Annotated in this window: 12 protein-coding genes; 11 read left to right on the forward strand and 1 reads right to left on the reverse strand. The window is 69.0% G+C overall.

Annotated elements, in window-relative coordinates; translation table 11 throughout:
* Window positions 1-135: 135 nt before the first annotated feature.
* Window positions 136-981 (reverse strand): 6-carboxytetrahydropterin synthase, encoded by an 846-nt coding sequence (locus VD997_00650; GenBank protein HYE60477.1) that lies wholly within the window; start codon window positions 979-981, stop codon window positions 136-138.
* Between the two features lie 98 nt (window positions 982-1079).
* Between VD997_00650 and VD997_00655 the strand changes: the two genes are divergently transcribed.
* From VD997_00655 to VD997_00705, 11 genes are all read left to right on the forward strand, one after another.
* Window positions 1080-1265: a hypothetical protein gene (locus VD997_00655; protein HYE60478.1), complete on the forward strand. Its 186-nt coding sequence runs from the start codon at window positions 1080-1082 to the stop codon at window positions 1263-1265.
* Window positions 1266-1666: 401 nt separating this feature from the next.
* Window positions 1667-2164, forward strand: coding sequence for a glutathione peroxidase (locus tag VD997_00660; protein HYE60479.1), 498 nt, complete (start codon window positions 1667-1669; stop codon window positions 2162-2164).
* Between the two features lie 457 nt (window positions 2165-2621).
* Window positions 2622-3830 (forward strand): type II secretion system F family protein, encoded by a 1209-nt coding sequence (locus VD997_00665; GenBank protein ID HYE60480.1) that lies wholly within the window; start codon window positions 2622-2624, stop codon window positions 3828-3830.
* 274 nt (window positions 3831-4104) lie between these two features.
* Window positions 4105-4656 (forward strand): type II secretion system major pseudopilin GspG, encoded by a 552-nt coding sequence (gene gspG, locus VD997_00670; GenBank protein ID HYE60481.1) that lies wholly within the window; start codon window positions 4105-4107, stop codon window positions 4654-4656.
* 78 nt (window positions 4657-4734) lie between these two features.
* The gene (locus tag VD997_00675) at window positions 4735-5424 is read left to right on the forward strand and encodes a prepilin-type N-terminal cleavage/methylation domain-containing protein (protein HYE60482.1); all 690 of its coding nucleotides are present in this window, start codon (window positions 4735-4737) and stop codon (window positions 5422-5424) included.
* A gap of 31 nt (window positions 5425-5455) precedes the next feature.
* The gene (locus VD997_00680; protein HYE60483.1) at window positions 5456-5914 is read left to right on the forward strand and encodes a hypothetical protein; all 459 of its coding nucleotides are present in this window, start codon (window positions 5456-5458) and stop codon (window positions 5912-5914) included.
* Entirely contained in the window at window positions 5911-6549 is a 639-nt protein-coding gene (locus VD997_00685; GenBank protein ID HYE60484.1) for a prepilin-type N-terminal cleavage/methylation domain-containing protein, read from the forward strand. Before VD997_00680 ends, VD997_00685 begins: the two co-directional genes overlap by 4 nt.
* Entirely contained in the window at window positions 6546-8159 is a 1614-nt protein-coding gene (locus tag VD997_00690; GenBank protein ID HYE60485.1) for a helix-hairpin-helix domain-containing protein, read from the forward strand. Before VD997_00685 ends, VD997_00690 begins: the two co-directional genes overlap by 4 nt.
* Before the next feature lie 4 nt (window positions 8160-8163).
* The gene (locus VD997_00695; protein HYE60486.1) at window positions 8164-9783 is read left to right on the forward strand and encodes a hypothetical protein; all 1620 of its coding nucleotides are present in this window, start codon (window positions 8164-8166) and stop codon (window positions 9781-9783) included.
* A complete protein-coding gene (locus VD997_00700) occupies window positions 9780-10775 on the forward strand; it encodes a hypothetical protein (protein ID HYE60487.1) in 996 nt (331 codons plus the stop codon). The genes VD997_00695 and VD997_00700 overlap by 4 nt, the downstream gene beginning before the upstream one ends.
* Window positions 10776-10874: 99 nt before the next feature.
* Complete coding sequence (locus tag VD997_00705) at window positions 10875-22904, forward strand: secretin N-terminal domain-containing protein (GenBank protein HYE60488.1); 12030 nt, start codon at window positions 10875-10877, stop codon at window positions 22902-22904.
* The last annotated feature ends 6 nt before the right edge of the window (window positions 22905-22910 follow it).

Consider the following 22910-nt stretch of genomic DNA (forward strand, 5'->3'; position numbering starts at 1 on the left):
AGAAAAAGTTTCCTCTCGCGGAGGCGCGCGGCACGCAGAGAAGTGCAAAGACGAGAACTCGTGCGAGCAGTCAGGCCCCGGCCACCGGTTCTCGCATTCCTCCGCGCCTCCGCGAACTCCGCGAGAGGAAAGTCCTCACGCCGGGTACGTCGCGCTGGTGCGGTCCGTCTCCCACACCGTGATTTGCCGCAGCGCGACCCCGCGCGCCTCCGCCGCCACGGCCTCGCGCAGCAGCCCGAAGAACACCTTGGCGATGTTCTCGACCGACGGGTTTACGCCCCCGCGCTCCACGCAGAACTCCTCCGTGTCCACGTTGAGGTGCTTGTGGTCGAAGCGGTCGATGATCGCCCGCTGTGCCACGCGCTCGAGCGTCTGCAGGTCAAACCCCACCCCCGCCGCGTCCCCGACCGGCACCTCCACGCACGCTTCGAACTGGTAGTTATGGCCATGCCCGCTGGGGTTGTTGCACTTGCCGAACAGCTCGCGGTTCTTCTCCGGGCTCAGTGTGGGCACGTTCAGCCGGTGCGCGGCCGCGAAGTCGAACCGCTGCCGCAGCAGCCCCACAGCCCCAACCTGTCCGTCCCTCGTGAGCATTTCCACAGAATAGGTGGGGCTGAGCATCCACCGCACCGACTCCAGCCGCACCGTCCCATTGGGCCCCCGCCTCGCCTCCTCCACGATCTCGCGCTCCAGCCCCGGCAGCGCCCGCGCAAGCAGGGCCAGTGGGTCCACCAGCGCATTGTTTGCGCACGCCTCTTCGACCATTGGTAACACCGCCCGCCTGACGGACTTATCCACGGCCTTGATGTCAATCAAGTAACCGGAGGCCCCGTCCACCTCGCCGCGGCATGACACCAGGAACTCGTAGTGACGCCCCAGTCCCACCATTGACGGCGCTCCCGCGAAGCCGTTGGGGCTCTGGGGAATCTGGGCGCCCGGGGGGTTGATCGCGACTCGCACGGCTCGGGTCAGACGCAGCATTGAAAGACTGTATAGACTTCCCCCAACAAGACGGGCCGTGTGAACCCCTGTGTCTTGCATCTCGTGGGCCGCGAGGCCCCAAACAAGGAGAACGGAACATGAAGAGCGTTGCGATGCTGGCCCTGGTGGCGATGATCGGTGTGTTCGCGGTTGGCTGCGAGAAGAAGCCCGCCAACAACACGACCACCCCGGCCAAGCCCACCAATACCACGCCGGCACCCTCCAACACCACCCCGCCGCCCGCGCCGACCAACACGACCCCGGCTCCGGCCCCGGCCAACTAAGTCTTCACTGACTGCTGCCGCCGCGAGCCGAGAGGCCCGCGGCGTGCTTTATGCCCACCACATCCGGACGTCCCCTGACCAGCCTGGCCCTCGCCGGGTTCGTGTGCGTGATCCTGACCGCCGGTTCGGGGGCCGTCGCCCAGCCGACGCCCGGGCCTCCGCCCGCGCCGCCGGGCGACAAGCCGGCGCAGCCCGCGACGCCGCCGCAGACGAAGCCAACCGAGGAACCCGCACCGCCCGCCGTGAAGCCGGAGCGCAAGCCGCACCCCGCGCGGGACGATTCCGGGAAGCCAGAGGATCGAACGAGGCCCGAGGTCGCGCCCGACGGCAAGGGTGTGGACGTGTTCACGGAGAAGCCCGAGGACAAGAGCAAGAAACCGGAGAACACCGTGTCGCCCTACGTGCTCAACCACACCGTCAAGGACATCAGCGGCAAGGACGTCGACCTCTCCACCTACAAGGGCAAGGTGGTCGTCATCGTCAACGTCGCCAGCCGCTGCGGGTTCACCGCCCAGTACGAGGGGCTGCAGGAGCTGTACGACTCCCGCAAGGACAAGGGCCTGGTCGTGCTCGCCTTCCCCGCCAACGACTTCGGCAAGCAGGAGCCCGGCAGCGAGGCCGAGATCAAGGAGTTCTGCGAGACCAAGTTCAAGGTCACCTTCCCCATGTTCAGCAAGGTGACCGTCAAGGGCGAGAACAAGCACCCGCTCTACACCCAGCTCGCGGCCCAGCCCAAGCCGATCGGCGGCGAGCCGAAGTGGAACTTCACCAAGTTCGTGGTTGACCGCAGCGGCAACGTCGTCGCCCGCTTCGATGCGGAGAAGACCTACGTCGGCACCGCGCAGCTGGAGCCGGGGCTGATCAAGAAGGTTGACGAGCTGCTCGAAGTGAAGCAGTGAGCGCGGTGATCCCGGTTATCGGCGGAGTCCGCCCGCGGCTTGAGCGAGATGGACCTGCAGGTCCAGGAGTCGGGTGGCGCGGTGTTTCGGGGGCCGCAAACAGCCGCAGGTTAAGCCATGACAACCGTTGTACAAGCCACGACAACGGCTGTTGAGGCCTCAACAGCCGCAGGTTAAGCCACGACAACCGTTGTACAAGCCACGACAACGGTTGTTGAGGCCTCAACAGCCGCTGGTTAAGCCACAACAACGGTTGTAGAAGGCTCAACAACGGCTGTGGAAGGCTGAACAATCGTTGTGGGCGGGCCCACGGAACCCGACAACCGCTCCCGGGCCCCATGTGCGGCGGTTTTATCGGGGCCGCACGCCTTGCGCTCAGGCGCTCCCCCGTGCGGGCGCCCGCCGCTCCTCTTCTCCTCCACTCCTTCATTCCGCCACTTCCCACTACACTCCCCCCGTGCCCACTTTCGAGTACCAGGCCCTTTCGTCCGGCGGGAAGAAGGTCGCGGGCGTCCTCGCGGGCGCCAGCGAGCAGGCGGTGCTTGCGGAGCTCGAGACCCGCCGCCTGGTGCCCGTCTCCATCCAGGAGCAGTCCGGCCCCGGAGCGGTGCTCGGCTTTTCCAAAAAACGCAAGGTCGCCGACCGCGCCCTGGGCACCAGCTACACGCAGCTGGCGGACCTCATCCGCGCGGGCGTGCCCCTGCTGCGGGGGTTGAAACTGCTGGCCAGCCGCCGCAGCAACCCCACGCTCGCGGCCGTGTTCAAGGATCTGGCCGAGGGCGTGGAGAAGGGCTCGGACCTGGGGGCAGCGATGTCCCTCATGCCCACCGTCTTCCCGCCCGTGCACGTGGCCATGGTCCGCGCCGGCGAGAAGGGCGGCTTCCTCGAGGACGTGCTCGAGCGGCTGGGCGTGCTTGTGATCAAGCAGGCGGAGCTGCGCAGCAAGGTGATCGGCAACATGGTGTACCCCATGCTGCTCATCCTGCTGGGCGCGGGCGTGGGCGTGGCCATCTTCGGCTTCTTCATCCCCCAGTTCCGCCCCATGTTCGCCAACTTGAAGGGCGGGCTGCCGGTGCTCACCCGCATCGTCTTCGCCATCAGCGACCTCATCGGCAAGTACGGCCTCGTCACCGCCGCAACCCTCGCGGTGGGGGCCTTCGGCGTGTGGCGCGCCCTCCAGCGAGAGGATGTCCGCGAGCGCCTCGAACGCATGCGGACACGGATGTGGGTCATCGGCCCGCTCACCCGCGGCTTCGCCACCGCCCGCTTCTGCCAGCTGCTCGGCACCATGCTCGCCAACGGCGTGCCCATGCTCGCGGCGCTCAAAATCGCCAAGGACGGCACCGGCAACATCCTGCTCACCCGCGCCATCGAGAAGGCGGCGGAAGAGGTGCAGGCCGGCCGCCCCCTGGCTCAACCCCTCGCGGAGTCTGGGCTGCTGGACGACGACGTGATCGAGATGATCGCGGTGGGGGAGTCGGCCAACAACCTCGACGCCGTGCTGCTCAAGGTGGGTGAGTCGATCGAGACGCGCCTGGACCGCATGCTCGCGGCCGCCGTCCGTCTCATCGAGCCGTTGCTGCTGCTGGGCATGGCGGGCGTGGTCGGCATGGTCGCCGCGGCCGTCCTCATCCCCATGAGCAAGCTGAGCAGCTCGCTCGGATAGCTTCTGTGGGTACCCCGCCGCTCCGCGGCGGCTCTTCTCGTTGGACGAACCACCCGCAGAGGAGCCGCCGCGGAGCGGCGGGGTACCCAAACCTTTCATCTCCCACCCGGAATCTTCTTCAAATTCCCGAGCGCGCCCCGGGCCCCGGCAGTATTATGAACACTAACCTCACGCGGGCGCCCGATCGGGCGTTGTTCCCCGTGCGGTTTGCGGTACACTCGCGGCCCCGCCGGGCACGAGGCGCGGCGTAAGTCAGCCAGCGGAGATTCAACTGATGGAGCGTCAGGCTGTTAGCACCCGTTTCCGGAGCCTCAGGTCCACTCGCGGGCTCCGCCGCGCCTTCACCCTCATCGAGGTCATGATCGTCATCCTGATCGTCCTGGCCCTGGGCGGCCTGGTCGCCTGGAACCTCATGGGCACGAAGGAGGAGGCCGACGTCAACCTCGCCAAGATCCAGATGGACCAGATCGGCGAGGCCCTCAAGCAGTTCCGCTTCCGCCACAACCGCTGGCCCACCGACGCCGAGGGCATCGCCGTCCTGTGGGACAAAGAGAAGATGACCGAGGAGAACGACCTCAAGACCTGGAAGAAGCTCCTCGAGAAGCCCGTCCCCAAGGACAAGTGGGGCAACGAGTGGGGCTACCGGCAGGTCAGCGAGCACGGCGACGAGTCCCAGTTCGACCTGTGGTCTTACGGGCCCGACCGTCAGGAGGGCACCGACGACGACATCGTTTCCTGGGAGACTGAGACCGACAGCGGCACAACGGCCGATAGTGGGAGCAGCTCCTCGTCAAGTAGCGGCAGCGGCTCCGGCGGCGGGAACTAAACCCCCGTCGGCGGTGTCTGAGTGAGTGAACGCAGGGGTGGCGGCAGCGGCGGGCGGGCTCGGAATGGAGGCTCGGTCATGAAGCGCGGGTTCACGCTCATCGAACTGATGATCTGCATCGCGGTCCTGGTGGTCATCGCCGCCCTGGTGATGCCGTCGATGGACTCGATGAACGACTCCACGCGCTTCCGCACCGCCTGCGATCAGCTCTCGTCGGTCGCCTCCGTCTGCCGCGCGGAGGCCCGCCGCACCGGCAAGCCCGTGGCGGTGGTCGCGACGACGAACCAGGACGGCACGCAGTCGATCGTGAGCGTGCCGCTGGGCGACGCCGCCGAGGCCCCCGCAGGCACCACGCTCGAGGTTGACTCCCGCGTGCTCATGGTGATGCCCAAGGGCATCTCCATCCATGCTGACGTGGATGGCGCTGACGTGATCGAGCCCGCGCCCGACCAGGAGGTCAGCATCGACCCGGTCGACGAGGCCACCCAGTCACTCATCATTTACTGGGCCAACGGCGCGGCCACCGCGCAGGCCCCCATCAAGGTCAAGGGCCCCGGCGGTCGCGTCGCCGGCGCCAAGGTCAACTCCTTCACCGGCACCGTCACCGTGTCCGAGGAGCCCGCCGAGACCGCCGCCACCGTCGCCCAGGCCGATGACGAGGGCGGCGAGCCCGAGACCTCCGGCGACGAGCCCGCGGAGACCACCGCGGCCAATGACACCACCGACAACGACGACACGCGCAGGCCCGACGTGTCGATGGACCCGTGACGGCGTTCGCCGCTCACGCGCTGGAGTTCGCATGTCGAGGACGGCACTGACCAACCGAGCACGCCGGCGGTGGGGGAGGGGTGCCATCCTGCTCGAGTGCGTGCTCGCCCTCGCCTTGTTCGTGGCCGCGGGGCTGACGATTATGGGCATGATGGACCGCGCCGCGTCATCGGTGGCCGACACTCGCGACTACGAGATTGCCGTGGACGTCGCCCGCAGCGCGATGGCCCAGATCGAGGCCGGCATCGCCTCGCCCGAGACCCTCAACGGCCCCGTCCCGCAGTGGCGCGACGCCATGGACGCCACCTTCGATGATGACCTGCCCGACGAGAGCGGCTGGAACCTGGAGATCACCACCGAGCCCAGCCAGTTCGACGGCCTCACGAAGGTCAGCGTCCGCGCCTTCCGTCAAGACCCCGGCTCCGAAGACGAACTCGTCTCCTACACCCTGCACCAGCTCGTGCGCCTCACCGAGGGAGGTGCAAGTTGAGCCAAGCACACTCCCGCCGCGCGTTCACGCTCATCGAAGTCCTTATCGCCCTCTCCCTCATCCTCTTCCTCAGCGGCTCGCTCCTCTCCTACCTCTATTCGCTGCTCGAGCGCCGCGACACGCTTACCAAGGCCGCCGCCCAGCAGTCCGCCGCGGCCTCGATCTTCGAGCAGCTCGAGCACGACCTCGCCACCACCTTCGCCTCCGACGCCTCCGGCACCGCCGGCGTCAAGGGCGACGAGACCTCGCTCACCGTCCGCTGCCGCGGGACCAACCTCCTCTCCCGCGGCGCCGACCTCACCGATCTCCAAGGCTGCGAGCTGCGCTTCAGCGGCGGCACGCTCACCGCACGCCGCCTCTCCCAATCCCCCGGCAGCTTCGAGACAGTGGCCGACGGCGTCGAGCGCCTCCAGCTCCGCTACTTCGACGGCACGGAATGGCTTGAGTCATTCGACAGCGCCCGCACCGGCGAGCTGCCCGTCGCGATCGAGGCGTCGCTCTGGTTCGGCGAAGCCGCGCCCGCCGGCGACGAAGGCGCGCCCGCCCCAGACGAGGCCCCCCGCGCCCCCGACCGCACCCGCACCATGGTCGTGCCCGACGGCCCCGTCGCCGCGTGGAAGGCGGGCGCCTCATGACCCGCGCCGCAAGCTCACACCAAACGCTCGCTAACAAGGCCCGGCGCGCCGCCGTCCTCCTCGCCGTCATGCTCATCATCGTCATCGCCGCGCTGGTGGGCACGTCCGTGCTCTATACCGCCGACGCCCAGCGCGGCAGCGCGACCCTTACGCTCCAGCAGGCCCAGCTCCGCGCCGTCGCGTGGTCGGGCGTGCAGGGCGCCATGGCCCAGCTCGCGAGCCAGCGCGACGCCCTCCTCCGCGCCGAGGCCCCCGCGCTCACGACCGAATGGTCGCTCTTCGAGGGCTCCACCTCCGGCGACATCCGCCTCTCCCCACTCGACCCCAGCCAGCCCGACGCGGCAACCTCCGTGAGCGAGTCCGCCAAGCTCGACCTCAACACCGCCACCGCCCCCATGCTCGCCAAGCTCCCCGGCCTTTCCGATGAGCTCGCCGGCAAGGTCCTCGCCGCCCGGGGGCGCGAGTTCGGCGCCCCCGAAGAGCTCGCCCGCGTCCAGGGCCTACCCGCCTCCATCCTCCTCGACGTCCCCGACGACGCCACCGCCCGCACCGCCACCCCCGCCCCCCGCGGCCTGCTCGCCCTCACCACCACCTTCGCCTTCGACCCCAACCTCGCCCCCGACGATCAGCCCAAGGTCAACCTCTCCGGCGGCTGGTCCGAGGAGATCAAGACCGACCTCACCGCCCGCTTCCCCGAGCTCCTCAAAACCCTTGAGCCCATCCTGAGCAAGGCCGGGAAGCTCGCCAGCGACTCCGCACTCATCGCGGTTCTCCGCCGCAACAACATCCCCGACAAGGACTGGGACGGCATCCTAGCCGTTATCACCACGACCGACGAGCAGTACAACCGCGGCCGCATCGACGTGAACCTCGCGCCTGTCGAGGTCCTCGCCGCGATCCCGGGCCTGGACCGGCCCGCCGCCGAGAAGATCGTCGATGCCCGCGCCCGCGTCGGGTCCACCGAGCGCGCGAAGCTCACCTGGCCACTCACGCAGGGGGCGCTCACGCCCGAGCAGTTCGAGAAGGCCGCGCCCTGGCTAACCACCCGCTCGCTCCAGTGGCGCGTGCGGGTGGAGGCCCGCCTGCGCACCGCCGCCGCCCGTGAGCCGCGCCTGGGCTCCACCCTGGAAGCCGATGACGACACGCTTGACCCGCCGGGTATGGTGTGGGAGGCGGTCATCGATGTCTCCGACGCCCGCCCGCGGGTGGCCTACCTTCGCGATGTCACGCACCTGCCGGGGCTTGCCCGCCAGGCGCTGGCCAACGAGCAGGCGCAGGAAACAATGATCGCGTCCACCCCCGCCGATTCCGGCGTGGGCGGCAATGGGGGGGCGGTATCGGACGTTCCGCCCGTTCAGCCATCGGACCGCACGAAGTCAAAGGCCGACGCCAGCGTCGGGTCGATGAAGCGGAACACGCTCAAGGTTGACGGCGGCCTCAACCTCGGCGGCAGCAGCAAGCCCGCCGGCGGCACGGGGTCAGAAGACTCCGCGTCACCGCCCGCAGATGATCAGGGAACGGAGACAGCTGGGGATGGCAGCGGCGGGGGCTCTCCCCCGCCAACCTCGAAGGACCGGCGGATCGGCCGCTGGCGGGGCAGGAAGGAGTAGGGGTATGGGGTCCAGGGAAGTCACCATCATCGAGCTCGACGGGGCACGCCTCAGCGCCCTGTCTGCCAACGTCACCGCGGGCGGCGTCGACATCGCCCGCTGGCACACCGCCACGCGCCCGGAGTCCGTGGCGCCTGACAACGCCAAGGCTGTGGGCGAGTGGCTGGGCAAGGAACTCAAGGACGCCGGGATCCCGCGTTCCCGCGTCATCCTCGCGATGGCCCGCAACGACGTGGTCTTGAAACCCCTCACGCTGCCCGCCAGCGACGACCTGAACGAGGCCTCCATCGCCGGCGCTGTCCGCCTCCAGATGGTCCGTCAGCTCACGATGTCCATGGATGGCACGGCCATCGACTACATGATCATGCCGGGCCGCGCTCAAGGCACCATCGGCGTCATCGCCGGCGCGATGCCCGGCCACCGCGTGCAGTGGGCCCGTGACGTCGCCGCCGCCGCGGGCTGCAAGCTCAAGCGCATCGGCCTTCGCTGCTCCGGCGCCGCGGCCCTGCTCGCCGAGCTCTCCCAGCGCCGGTCCGGCCCTGTCCTTGGCATCGCCGTGGGCGCCACCACCACCGAGTTCGTCATCGTCGAAGACGGCCAGATGATGCTCGCCCGCGTGGCCGAGCTGCCCCGCCCGGAGAGCGCCTCTGAGTACGAGGCCTTCGTCCAGCGCCTCGCCGTCGAGGCCAAGCGCACGTGGATGAGCTACCGCTCCGCAACGCCCGGGCTCGAGGTCGATCTGGTTGCCGTGCTTGGCGACGGCGAGCTCGCCCGCGAGGTTGCCTCCGCCTGCGGCAAGGGCCTGGGCGTCCCGGGCGAGATGGTCCCGCTCCCCTCGTTGGCAGCCCGCTCCTGCAACGTACCAGAGGCTGAGCGTGGCACCATGGCCGCGCTCGCTGGGCTGCTCATCGAAGGCGTCGTCGGCAAGCCCGGCCTGGACTTCGCCAACCCGCGGAAGGCCCCCGACCTCGCCGCTCGCCGCCGCCAGGGCGTCCTCGCGGCCGCGCTCGTGCTCATCGTGGTCGGCGGCTTCGGCCTGGTCGCCTCCAAGAAGTCCCTGGGCTCCATGCAGGCCAAGCTCGACACGCTCCGCGCCGAAGAGGGCCGCCTCAAGAGGAACCTCGACCAGTACCTCGCCCTCCACGCCCGCGTGAACCACATCGAGCAGTGGAAGAACGCCCGCGTGGACTGGCTGCCGCACATCCACAAGCTGAGCGAGACGCTGCCCAGCCCGCACGACTCGACGACCGACGAGATCAACGGCAAGTTCCTCGCTTCCACCTTCTACGACCCCAAGGGCAAGTCGCAGTACCCCGGCGGCGAGTGGACCACCCGCGTACAGACCGTGTTCAACCTCGACGGCAAGGTGGACAACCGCACCATCGCCGCGGGCCTCCGCGAGCGCATCCTCTCGGACAAGATCTACACCGTCGAATCCCGCGGCCCCGACGTGCCCGACCGCTACGCCATTGAGCTCGCCACGCACCTGCCCCGCCCGGAGCTGCCGCCACCGCCGCCTGAGAAGCAAAAGCCCGCACCGAAGAAAGCCGCGACGCCCGAGGTAAAACCTGAAGCGAAGCCTGAGAACAAGACCGCCGATGCCGCCACGGGGGTGAAGCCATGAGCACCGCCCGCATCCAGCTCCTCGTCGGCGCGGCCCTCATGGCAGGGATCGGCTACTGGGGCTTCCACTCCATCTACGCCGCGCCACGCCGCGACCTCCAAGAGCAAATCGACCAGACCAGCGCGAACATCGACACGATGAAGCGGACGCTCCGCGCTCAGGTTGAGCTCCACGACCGCGCCAAGGCCCTCCGCACCGCCACCCTGGGCGGCAAGCAGGATCAGGTCGAGCACCGGTTCCGCACCGGCCTCTCGCGCCTGGGCGAGCAGGAAGGCCTGACCAAGGTCGTCGTCGACCACGGCCAGCCCCAGTCCACCACCAGCCCGCTCTTGTCGACCAAGGGCATCCCCACACCCCTCAAGCAGAACATCCGCAAGCAGCCCGACTTCCAGACCATCCGTGGCACGCTCAAGGGCATCGGCACGCTGGAGGAAGTCTGCAAGGTCGTCGCCACCGCCCAGTCGCAGTCCTGGCTGCATCGGGTCGACGGCTTCTCCATCAAGCCCGTCGGCGGCGAGCGCAACCAGTTTGAGCTCAAGCTCGACGTTGCCACGCTCTACCTGCCGGACCTGCCCGGCGGCGACGGCCCCGAGCCTGTCATCGTGCAGCCCCCGGCCGTTAACGAGCCGCTCTGGCGCGCGGTCGCGAGCAAGAACGTCTTCAAGGCCCCGCCCGCGCCCGCCCCGGGCGTCGAACCGGTGCGCCCCGTCGAGGTCGCCCAGGCCCCCGCGACGCCCCAGCCCGCGCCCCCGCCCCAGGTCTTTGCCCCCTACGACGACTGGAAGCTGACGGGCGTGATCATCAGCGGCGAGCGTTCCGAGGCCCTGTTCTTCAACACCCGCACGCTGGCCAAGCTCACCGTCGAGGAGGGTGCCCAGATCCTGGACGCCGTGTTCGTCGAAGGGCTGGGCGAGAAGGCGGTCATCGAGATCGCGGGCAAGCGCTTCGAAGTGTCCAATGGCCAGACATTGGCCGCGCGGAAACCCGTGTAGGTCGGTATATTGGCTCTGGTTTGTGTTCCCTAACCGGCGGTCAGGACGGCGCCGGTGCCTGACAACGTGATCCTTCGTTCGCGAAGGTGGAGGGTGGAGATGCCCCGGACCCCAGCACGATCCTCAACTCGCACGCACGGCGCACCGCCAAAGCTGCTCCTCGCGGCCTCGATCCTCGCCGTCGCCGGCCTGCCGCTCTCGCTCGCGCACGCGCAGAACGCGCCGCAGCAGCCCGCCCAGCCCGCCGCCAACAGTCATCCCGCCCGCATCGGCCCCGCGACACCCGCCGAGAAGCCCAAGGACGCCCTGCGCTTCAACTTCAAGGACGCGCCGATCGATCAGGTGCTGGACTTCTTCGCGCGCGAGTCCGGCGTCCCCATCATCTTCGAGGCCCCGCCGCCCCAGGGCACTATCACGTTCGTCAGCTCCGCCACGTACAGCTTCGACGACGCCCTCTCCATCTTCAACCTCAACCTCATGCGCTTCGAGGTGCACCTCCGCCACGAGGGCCAGTACCTCTACCTCGCGACCCTCAAGGACTCGGTCAAGAAGCCCAACGTCGTCGTCAACCCCGGCAACCTGCCCAACATCAAGCCCGACCAGATCATCACCGCGCCCATCCCGCTGGAGAACGCCAAGGCCGACCTCGTCGCCGAGCAGATCAAGTCCATGCTCAGCCAGTTCGGCGGCGTGGTGGCCGTGCCCGCGCAGAACATGGTGATCGTCGTGGAGAACGCGGCCCAGGTCCGCCGCATCCGCGAGGTCATTTCCGCCATCGACGCCGTCAAGCCCGTCGACTCCGCCTTCCGCCTCTTCCCCCTCGCCCACGCCCAGGCCGACGGCGTGCTTTCCGCCCTCAAGGGTCTGGTCGGCGAGCGTACCAAGACCGTCATCGTGGACAAGGACGGCCAGCAGCGCGTCGTGCAGGACCTCGCCGTGCAGGGCCTCAGCCTGGTGGGCGACCCGCGCACCAACTCGATCATCGCGGTGGGCCCCGCCGCCCGCATCCGCACCGTCGAGGAGCTCATCAAGCTGCTCGACGTCCCCGGCAACCCCGTCGCCGGCGGCGTCGAGTCGCAGATGACGACCTTCACGCTGAGCGCCGTCACGCCCGAGGAGGCGGCGAAGCAGCTCAACGCCCTCTACGCCACGGTCGATCCCAAGCAGAAGCCCATCGTGCTGCCGCTGAGCGGTGCGAACAAGGTGACGGTGGTGGGGTCGCGCGACCACGTCTCGCGGGCCTCGGTGCTGCTGTCCGAGCTCGACAGCGGCGTCATCCCAGACCCGCAGAACCCCGGCATGACCCGCCCCGGCGTGCCCTTCCACCGCGCCGCGACGATCAGCCTGAAGTTCGCCGCGCCCGCGACCATCGAGGGCCTGCTCACCCGCCTGCTCACCCAGAAGCAAATGCAGACGGTGAAGTTCGCCTCCGCGCCCGACTCCCGCAGCATCGTCATCTCGGGCATGGACCAGGACGTCACCTGGCTCGAGTCCCTCGTCCGCGCCCTCGACGTCGCCCCCGACGCCGACAAGGACGTGCGCATGGTCCGCGTCGCCAAGGGCGACCCCGCGGGCGTGCTCGCTAAGGCCACCACGCTCTACCAGCAGACGGGCCGCGCCGAGAAGGACGCGGTGACCACCGCCCTTGACGCCGACTCCCGTACCATCACGCTGATCGGCACCAAGGGCGCCCTCACCACCTTCCAGCAGCTGCTGACCACGGCCGAGCAATCCGCCGCTGTCGACCAGGAAGTCCGCCGCTTCACCCTTACCCGCGCCATCCCCTCGGTGCTCTCGGCCAAGGTCGCGCGCCTCTCCCGCCCCCTGCTCACGCCCACCGACGGCGCCGCCTACGTCGAGCCCACCTTCGAGCCCGCCGACGACATCAGCACGCTGATCGTCCGCGCCCAGCCGCAGCAGTTCGAAGCCCTCGCCGGCCTCATCCAGCAGCTGGATTCGCAGACGCCCCTCGAGCGCTCCCTCCGCATTGTGCCCGTCGCGACCGAGAAGGCCGCGCAGGTCAAGGACAAGGCCCTCGCCATCTACCAGGCCCAGGCCGCGAGCCTGCCCAACGCCCAGCCCATCGACGTCACCGTCAACGAGCAGGCCAACTCACTCATGGTGATCGCCGACGCCGAGGGTATGGCCCGCTTCACCCGCATCCTCGATGAGCTCCAGAAGCAGGCCGGCCCCGCCCGCGAGGTCCGCCTCATCGAGCTCAAGCTCGCCAAGGCCTCCGAAGTCACCGACTTCCTCCGCGGCATGGTTAAGTCCAGCGAGTCCATGATGATCAAGGGCGGGCCCGAGCCCGTCTTCGAGACCGTGGACGCCACCAACTCCATCATGGTCGCCGCCCAGCCCGCGCAGTTCGCGGTCATCGAGTCCCTCGTCCGCGGCCTCGACGCCCGCCACTCCGCCGACCGCCCCCCCATGCGCATCCTGCGCCTCCGCAGCACCGACGCCGCCAACCTGGCGTCCATGCTGCAGACCTCCTTCGACCAGCGCCCCATCGAAGAACGCACCAAGAAGCCGGTCACCATCCAGGCCGACCCCGGCACCAACACCCTGATCGTCAACGCCGCCGACGAGGTGATGCCCGAGATCGAATCCGTCATCGCCAAGCTCAACGAGCAGGTGACCGACGACGCCGGGCGGGAGATCCGCATCTTCCCGCTCAAGGTCGCCCGCGCCGACGAGCTCGCCCGCACGATCGACCAGATGTACCCGCAGCCGCCGGTGCCCCTCGACCCCCGCACCCGCGCCCCGCGACCCGACCTCCAACCGCCAAAGGAAGTCACCGTCCGCGCCGACATCGGCACCAATGCGCTCATCGTGGACGCACCCGCCAAGCGCCTCGCCGGCTTCGAGGCCCTGGTCCGCAGCCTCGACCAGCAGAAGCTCGGCGAGAGCGTCACGCTCCGCACCTACAAGGTCGAGCGCGCCGACCTCAACTCCGTCGCCACGACCATCCGCAACCTCGCGGTCTCCGGCTCGTTCTCGACAAACGGCCCGCTCAACGCGCCGGTCGCGGTTTCCACCGAGAACTCCACCCGCACGCTCATCGTCAGCGGGCCCCCAGCGATTTTCGAAAAGCTCGAGGAGACCCTCAAGACCCTCGACGCCGCTCCCGCCCTCCCCGCGACGGAGATGAAGCTCTACGCCCTGGAGAAGGCCCGCAGCGAGCGCCTCCAGCCCCTCGTCGAGCGCATCCTCACGCAGAAGGCCCGCGAGCTCGACCCCGCCCTCGTCAACACCAGCACCCGCGTCGTCGAGGTCACCGGCGACGCACCCTCCAACACGCTCATCGTCAACGCCCCGCGCAACGTGATCGCCATCGCCGACGGCCTCGTCAAGGCCCTCGACCAGCAGGCCGCGGCCACCGCCGTTGAGGTCCGCGTCTTCCGCCTGGGCAAGGGCGTTTCCACCACCGTCGGCCCCGCCGTCGCCTCCGCCATCCAGGCACAGGCCGTGCCCGGCGAGCCCGCGGTGTCCGTCACCCCCGAGGCCGTGAGCAACACGCTCGTCATCGTCGGCACGTCCGCGCAGCTGGAGAAGGCCGCCAAGCTCATCGAGGAGATGGACACCACCGCCGACAAGGACGGCGTCGGCGTCAAGACCATCACCCTCAGGAACGCCCGCGCCGAATCCCTCGCCCCCGTGCTCGAGAGCGTCCTCCGCAAGGAGTCCGCCCTCGACAAGCTCCCCGAGTGGGCCCGCATGCAGGCGATCGCCCGCGGCGCCACCGACGGCCCGCAGGTCCGCGTCATCGCAGAGCCCGCGCTCAACTCGCTCATCGTCAGCGGCCCCCGCAACGTGATCGAGGTCGCCGAGCAGGTCGTCGCCGAGCTCGACATCGACCCCGCCCAGCGCGCCGGCGAACGCGGCGTCCGCGTCATCACGCTCCAGAACTCCGACGCCGCCACCCTCGCGCAGAACCTCCAGGCCGTCTTCGCGGAGGAGACCAGCAAGGACCCCGCGCCCACCATCCGCGTCGACACGCAGTCCAACTCGCTGATCGTCCGCGCCACCCCCGCGCAGATGGCCCAGGTCGACGAGCTCACCAAAAAGCTCGACGCCGCGGCCGTGAACGGCTCCCGCCAGATGCGCATGGTCAGCGTCGACAGGTCCCGCGTCGACGCCGAGCTCCTCGCCACCACCCTCAAGCGCATGCTCGAGCAGCAGGGCGCGGGCGTCAAGGTCGAGGTCATCTCCGCCGAAGAGCTCCTCAAGCAGAACGGCAACGGAAAAAAGTCCACCCACGCCGACCCCGCCGATCGGGGGTCCCGAAGTCAAGGACTGAGTAATTCAAGCACATGGGTACCCCGCCGCTCCGCGGCGGCTCCTGCCGGCGCGCCCAACGCAGCCTGGTTCGCCATTCTCGCCACCACCATCGGCGCGCAACCCGAAACCCCCGCCACAACTCCCACCGCCGCTACACCCGACAAGCCTGCCTCCGCCGCCCCGGCGCAGCCGGAGGACGAAGACACCGGCATCACCATCGCCGTCGACAAAGCGAGCAACTCCATCATGCTCGTCGGCTCGCCGCGCCTGACCGACCGCCTCGCCACCCTCGCGGCCCAGCTCCAGCAGCAGATGCCCGCCGAGCCCACCGGCGTCCACGTCATCTCACTCCCAACCACCACCGACCTCGACGCCCTCGCGAATCTCCTCCGCACCACCACGCAGCAGATCGGCCGCCTCTCGCTCACCAACCCCGGCGGCTTCAGCGGCCCCGTCAACATCCTGCCCGACCCCGCCGGCGCCGCCCTCATCGTCCTCTGCAACGACACGGACTTCGCCACGGTCGGCAAGCTGGTCGCCACCCTCGCCGGCAACACCGCCGCGTCCGCCACCACTGTCAAGGTCTACCCCCTTACCAACACCTCGCCGCAGAAAGCCATCACCAGCCTCCGCGACCTCTTTTCAGCGAACCCCAGCTCGCGCCAGGCCCAGCGCATCCGCGCCCTCGACATCACCGTCCCGGGTGCAAGCGGCCCCGTCACGAGCCGCATCAACCCCGACTCGATCCGCATGACCCCCGACCCCGGCGGCACCTCGGTCATCGTGGCCGCGCCGCAGGAGGCCTTCACGCTCATCGATTCCCTCATCGAGACCCTCGACCAGAGCCCGGTGAAGGACCGCCTCGCCATCCGCCGTTACGAGCTCAAGAACGCCCGCGCCACGCAGCTCAGCCAGACGCTCCAGCAGCTCTTCGACGCCCAGCGCCAGGGCCCCGGCGCGCAGGACCTCCCGCAGGCCCGCTTCGTCGCCGACGACCGCACCAACTCCATCCTCGTCACCGCCAGCAGCCCCCAGCACCAGGACGTGCTGCGCCTCCTCGAGACCGCCGACGCCTCGCAGGACCAGGAGGGCCTCGAGCTCGCCATCATCACGCTCCAGCAGGCCTCCGCCTCGACCGTGCAGCGCATTGTGGACGAGGTCGTCGTCGGGCGTGACCCCGCCAAGCGCGACCGCATCCGCATCTCCGCCCAGGACGGCAGCAGCCTGCTCGTCGTCCGCGCCCCCAAGGACGACGTCGCCGCCGTCAAGTCCATCGTCGCCCAGCTCGATACCGCCGAGACCAGCGGCCTGCCAGTCAAGTCCATCAAGCTCGAGCGGGCCGACGCCGCCACCGTCGCCCAGGCCTTGCAGAAGTTTTTCCAGGACCGCGCCCAGGTCTCCTCCCGCCCCGGCGTCCGCGCCCCCAACCGCGTGGCCGTCGTGGGTGACAAGCGCACCGGCACGCTCATCGTCTCCGCCAGCGACGAGGACTTCGCCACCGTGCAGTCCCTCGTGCAGACCTTTGACACCCCCAGCCCCGCGCAGGACTTTCAGTTCAAGGTCGTCCCGCTGAAGCACGCCCGCGTGAGCGACGTCTCCACGCTCATCAAGAACGTCGTCGACGAGATGCGCTGGGAGTCGGCCGTCTCCGGGCGCGGCGGCGACCAGGACCGCGCTCTCTACGTCCAGACCAACGAAGCCACCAACGGCATCGTCCTTGTCGGGCGCGGCGACGCGATCGCGCAGGCCGAGCGCGTGATCGCCACCCTCGACACGCCGCCCGAGCAGCGCGCCGCCACCGTCATGCGCAGCGTGGTGGTCAAGTCAGCCGACGTGCAGGCCCTCCGCACCGTCCTCCAGAAGGCATTCGCAACACCCAACTGGTCCATGTGGCGTGGCCAGGACCCCGCGGCCATCACCGTCGAGGTCGACAAGTCCCGCCGCGCCCTCATCCTCCTCGGCAAGCAGGAGCGCGTCGAGCAGGCCCTGGCTTACGTCAAGGAGCTCGACACCGGCCCCGAGACCGGCGGACACAAGATCGAGTCCATCACGCTCAACCACGCTCAGGCCGCGCGGGTGAGCCAATCGCTGAAGCAGTTCTTCGCCGACCGCGCCCGCAACCAGGGCGTCGAGCCCTCCGTCAGCATCGTGGGTAGCCAGGACGGCAACGTTCTTATCGCCAGCGGCCCCGACGAGGACATCCGCACTTTCAAGGACATGGTCGCGCAGATCGACCAGCCCGACGGCGGCAAGGACCGCCGCATCGAGGTCTTCGTCCTCAAGAACGGCATCGCCCGCGACACCGCTGATGCTCTTCGCTCCATGTTCGCCCGCGCCCAGCGTGCCGACGAGCAGGTCATTATCACGCCCCAGCCCTCCACCAACTCCCTGATCATTTCTGCACCGGCAGCGATCTACGACAACGTCGTCGCCCTGCTGCAGCAGCTCGACGCCGCGCCCAAGGGCGACGAGACCAACATCGAGACGGTGGCGCTCACCACCGCCCGCGCCAGCGAGGTGGCCGGCTCGCTCACCCGCGCACTGCCCCCGCACGTCAAGGTCATCATCACCCCCGTCAACCGCAGCAACTCCCTGCTCCTCACCGGCAGCAAGGAAGCCATCGCCATCGTGATGGAGGAGATCAAGAAGCTCGACACTCAGCCCGTCCGCACCGGCCTCACCTTCCGCCGCTTCCGCATCGCCAACGCCGACGCGACCGACGTCGCATGGACCGTCGAGAAGATGCTCGAGGCAAGGCCCAAGAACCCCACCGACGGCGACGCCTCCATCGACTACTCCCGCCAGGACAACACCGTCACCGTCTACGCGCCCGCCGACCAGGTCGAGGAGATCGAGAAGATCGTCCGCGAGCTCGACCAGCCCGCCGGCGAGGAGCGCTCCACCGAGTTCATCAAGCTCCAGTTCGCCAAGGCCGAGGGCGCGGCGACCGCGCTCAAGAACTTCTACGGCCGCTCCGCGCCCGAGGCCTCCACGCCGGGCGCCCGCAGTGTGACCATCATCTCCGACCCCGTCTCCAACTCGCTGGTCATCCGCGCCGATAAGGACCAGTGGCCCGGCATCCGCGCCCTCATCGAGAAGTTCGACACCAAGGACTACGACACCGCCCGCCAGCTCGCGGTGATCCCGCTGGAGCACGCCGACGCGGCCAGCGTCGCGCGAGCCCTCAACGACGGCCTCCGCGCGCCGCTCGAAGAGCAGCTCCGCCAGGCCCAGGCCCGCGCCCAGCAGAACCAGCGCAACCAGGGCAACAACAACCAGCGCCCGCAGTTCAACGAGCCCGCCCTGCTCATCACCGCCGAGGGCCTGCCCACCGTCTCCGCCGAGCCGATGACCAACGCCGTCATCGTCTTCGCCAGCAAGCCCGACCTCGAGCGCATCCAGACCATCGTCAAGCAGCTCGACACCGCCGGGTTCGAGAGCATGCCCCTGCCGCGGATCATCCCGCTCAAGAGCGGCAAGCCCTCGGCCATCGCCTCCAACATCCGCGAGCTCTACCTCAACAAGCAGCCCAACCAGCGCTCGCAGGGACCCAAGTCCGTCATCGTGATCGGCGATGACACCTCCGGCGCCCTCATCGTCCGCGCCGACGACGAGAAGTTCGCCCAGATCAAGGCCCTTGCTGAGACTCTCGAGCAGCAGGGCCAGATCGGGCGCGTCGTCCCCCACGTCGTCGCCCTCAAGAACGTCGCCGCGGGCCGCCTCCGCACCACCCTGCTCGCCACCTTCACCGAGACCGCCAAGAGCCAGGGCGAGACCCTCGCCGTCGAGGTTGACCGCACCAGCAACTCGCTCGTCATCGCCTGCTCGCCGCGCCTGCTCGAAGAGATCAAGCGCGTTATCGCCGAGCTCGACGCCGCCAACCTCCCCGCCGCGGACCCCGCCAAGCCCGACGCCTCCCCCCTCTCCGCCGCCTTCACCATCATCGACATCAACAACAACGCCCCCGCGGACCTCAAGAAGGTTCTTGACGACATGGGCCTCACCAAGCCCCAGAACCCCGATCAACGCGGCCTCGTCTCCGAGCAGGTCACCATCGTCCCACTCAGCAGCCGGCGCGCCCTCGCCGTGCTCGCCAGCCCCGCCGACGCCCGCGCCGTCGAGTCCCTCGTCCGCGCCCTCGACGCCGAGCCCGTCGATGCCCAGCAGCAGCTCGCCGTCATCCCGCTCAAGATGGCCTCCGCCAAGCCGCTGGCCGACACGCTCTCCGCGATGCTCAAGCCCACCGACCCGGCTTCGCAGCAGGGCCAGACCGGCCCCGCCCGCGCCCTCGCCGAGCAGGTCCGCCGCCTCGCCCTCACCAAGAACGGCGTCAACCCTAACCCCGCCACTATCGACCTCAGCAAGCCCATCCGCATCATCCCCGATGTGGACAGCAACGCCCTCATCATCGCCTCCACGCAGGCCAACCTCGACGCCATGCGCGAGGCCGTCAAGCTGCTCGACACGCTGCCCGTCGGCGACGCCGTGCTCGTCCGCATCTTCATGCTCGAGAACGCCAGCGCCCCCCGCGTCAAGGCCGTGATAGACCAGCTCTTCGCCCAGGGCGAGGCGCTCCGCCGACTCCCCGGCACCCGCCGCCAGGGCCTGCCGCCGACGACTACCGGCCAGGCACTCGCCGGCGAGATCGCCGTGAGCGTGGACGAGCGCACCAACGCCATGGTCGTCGCCGGGCGTGAAGAGGCCGTCGCCCTCGTCGAGGTGCTCGTCAAGGACCTCGACAGTGACCGCGCCAGCAAGTGGATCGAGCCCCTCATCATCCCCCTCCAGCACGCCGACGCGGCCACCATGGCCCGCAACCTCAACAACATCCTCGTCCGCGGCCTCGCCGCCACGCCCGAGGCGGTCGGCATGCAGAAGCAGTGGGGCCGCCTCCGCATGCTCGCGGAGAAGCAGGCCGCGGCACACGCCCCTGCTCAGCCCAATGCCCAGCCCAACGGCCAGCCCGCGCTCGCTCCGCAGGTCGCGGCCGCCGACTGGGTGCAGGCCGACCTCTTCGCCCCCCTCAACGGCCTCTCCATCACCGCCGACGAGACGCTCAACATCCTCATCGTGGTCGGCAGCCCCGCCAACAACCAGATCGTCCGGCAGCTCGTCGGCATGCTCGACGTCGAGGCCGCGTCCGCCGCCAACACCGTCCGCGTCTACCCCCTCAAGCACGCGGCCACCGAGCGCGTCCTGGGCGTCGTCCGCGACATCTTCCGCCAGCGCGAATCCTCCCCCGACCAGCGGCCGGAGGACCGCCTCATCGTCTCCGCCGACGCCCGCACCAACTCGCTGATCGCCAGCAGCAGCAACAAAACCTTCGCCATCCTCGAGGGCCTGCTCAAGACCCTTGACACCGAGCAGACCAACTTCTCCGTTGGCCTGCACGTGGTGCCCGTGACCGCTGGCGACGTCCGCCAGCTCGCTCCGCGCATCGACCGCCTCATGCGCGACCGCATCCAGGCCGCGGCCCGCGTCGGCAGCGTCACCAGCCCCCTCGACGCCTTCTCCATCGAGCCCGAGCCCATCAGCAACCTGCTCATCGTCGCGTGCAGCAACGAGAACCTGCAGGTCGTCAAGGAGCTGGTGAACGCCCTCGCCGAGGGCGCCGACCGCATCGCCAAGGGCGAGCGCATGGACATCATCCAGCTCACCCGCTCCCGCGCCGCCGAGATCATCCCCAGCCTCAACTCGCTGTACATCGACAAGGAGGTCGCCAAGCGCGGCCAGGGCGCCGTCTCCGCCACGCCCAACGAGCGCCTCAACGCCGTGGTGCTCTCGGGCACCGAGCAGGACCTGATCGAGCTCCGCGCCCTCGTCAACAAGCTCGATACCGCCGAGGTGCTCGCCCGCCAGCAGATCAAGTGGATCGAGCTCAAGAGCGCCAGCGCCCCCGAGGTCGTGCGGCTGCTGCAGAGCGTCCTGGCCGGCCGCCCGCTGTCCGGCACGCAGGGCCGCCAGGCGATGAAGGTCCAGTTCCTCCGCGACAGGCTCGTCGACACGCTCTCTCGCCCCGGCTACAAGCCCACCGAGGCCGACATCGATGGCGCCATCAAGGACCAGGTCACCCTCAACGCCGACCAGCGCACCAACTCCATCTGGATCACCGCTCCCGAGCCCATCGTCGCCCTCCTCACCGAGATGATCGAGGACATCGAGGCCTCCTCCGCGGGCGCCCGCAAGATCGAGTACTTCAAGCTGCTCAACGCCGACGCCCGCCAGATGGCCGAGGTGCTCCGCGACACCTTCAACCTCCGCCAGCAGGGCAACTCCCTCGTCCTCGTGCCGCTGGGCCAGCAGCCGACCACGCCCACCGACCCCAACGCCCCCATCGACCCCAACGCCCAGCCCCCCGTCGGCGGCGTGCCCAGCGGGCCAAGCGGCCCCATCGGCATCGGCGACACCGCCGTGACCGTCACCGAGGACGAGCGGCAGCAGCTCTCTATCGCGGTGGACGCCCGCACCAACACCCTCATCGTCTCCGGCACCGCCGACTACATCGAGCTGGTCAAGAAGCTCGTCACCGAGCTCGACAGCATCGAGGCCAACGAGCGCGAGCGCCGCGTGTACTCGCTCCGAAACGCCAAGGCCAAGGAGATCGAGACCACCCTCAAGAGCTACTTCAGCGACGAGAGCAACGCCCAGCGGGCCACCCTGGGCCCGCAGCTCAGCGGCTCGCTGGTCCGCCGCCTGGAGGAAGAGGTCACCGTCGTCGGCGACGAGAAGTCCAACAAGCTCGTCATCTCGACCAGCCCGCGCTACATGAACACCGTGCTCTCGATCATCGACGAGCTCGACGCTTCGCCCCCGCAGGTCATGATCCAGGTCCTGCTCGCCGAGATCACCCTCGACAATACCGACACTTGGGGCATGGACGTGCAGGTGGGCCCCTTTGGCGGCGAGGGCTACCGCATCGGCTCCACCCCCGCCGGCGCCAGCGTCGCCACCGCCCTGGGCGTGCCCAACCTCTCCGTTTCCTCCGCCGACTTCGGCATCCTCATCCGCTCCCTTGAGGAGCAGGGCAAGCTCGAGGTCCTGAGTAACCCTCAGGTCATGGTCAGCAACAACCAGACCGCCAAGATCCAGGTGGGCGAGAACATCGCCGTCGTCAACGGTGTTGACCGCTCCAGCACCGGCAGCTCCTTCGCCAACGTCGAGCGGCAGGACGTGGGCATCATCCTCAACGTCGTGCCCACCATCAACTCCGACGGCTTTGTCCGCATGGCCATCCAGCCCGAGATCTCGCAGGTCTCCGGAAAGGTCACGCAGATCAGTAGCGACGTCTCGACCCCCATCATCCGCAAGTCCGCGGTGGACACCATCGTCAACGTCAAGGACGGTCAGTCGGTCGTGATCGGCGGCCTCATCCAGACCGCCGAGGACCAGCGCCGCACCAACGTGCCCGGCCTGGGCGACATCCCCATCATCGGCATCCCCTTCCGCACCAGGAAGGACAGCAACGTCAAGACCGAGCTGATGGTGATCCTCACCCCCCGCGTTATTCCCGGCGAGGCCGGCATGGCCGAGGCCCTCGTGCACGACGTCACCGAGCAGTCGATCGACCGCCTGGAGGACCCCAGCAAGATCCAGGACTACCTCGAGCGCATCCGCCTGGAAGTCAAGCAGAAGCGGGCCAAGGAAGCCGAGATGCTCGAGGAGGAGATGTACAACACTGGCGAGCCGACCTCCGCCTCCGCGCCCGCCACCTCCCCCGGCGCCCTTGGCGAGGACACCAACCCGCCGCGCCGCGACCCCTCCGTCCTCATCCCCACCGGCAAGTCCCACCCGCGCACCAACGACCGCGCCAACAGCCCCAACTCCCACGAGAACCGCCCCCAGCCGTAAGCTCCT

The organism is Phycisphaerales bacterium (assembly GCA_035627955.1).
Lineage (GTDB): Bacteria > Planctomycetota > Phycisphaerae > Phycisphaerales > UBA1924 > JAEYTB01.

Coding starts and splice junctions, on each gene's coding strand:
- VD997_00650 (HYE60477.1), bottom strand. CDS start 981: ATGCTGCGTCTGACCCGAGCCGTGCGAGTCGCGATCAACCCCCCGGGC.
- VD997_00655 (HYE60478.1), top strand. CDS start 1,080: ATGAAGAGCGTTGCGATGCTGGCCCTGGTGGCGATGATCGGTGTGTTC.
- gspG (HYE60481.1), top strand. CDS start 4,105: ATGGAGCGTCAGGCTGTTAGCACCCGTTTCCGGAGCCTCAGGTCCACT.
- VD997_00675 (HYE60482.1), top strand. CDS start 4,735: ATGAAGCGCGGGTTCACGCTCATCGAACTGATGATCTGCATCGCGGTC.
- VD997_00680 (HYE60483.1), top strand. CDS start 5,456: ATGTCGAGGACGGCACTGACCAACCGAGCACGCCGGCGGTGGGGGAGG.
- VD997_00690 (HYE60485.1), top strand. CDS start 6,546: ATGACCCGCGCCGCAAGCTCACACCAAACGCTCGCTAACAAGGCCCGG.
- VD997_00695 (HYE60486.1), top strand. CDS start 8,164: ATGGGGTCCAGGGAAGTCACCATCATCGAGCTCGACGGGGCACGCCTC.
- VD997_00700 (HYE60487.1), top strand. CDS start 9,780: ATGAGCACCGCCCGCATCCAGCTCCTCGTCGGCGCGGCCCTCATGGCA.
- VD997_00705 (HYE60488.1), top strand. CDS start 10,875: ATGCCCCGGACCCCAGCACGATCCTCAACTCGCACGCACGGCGCACCG.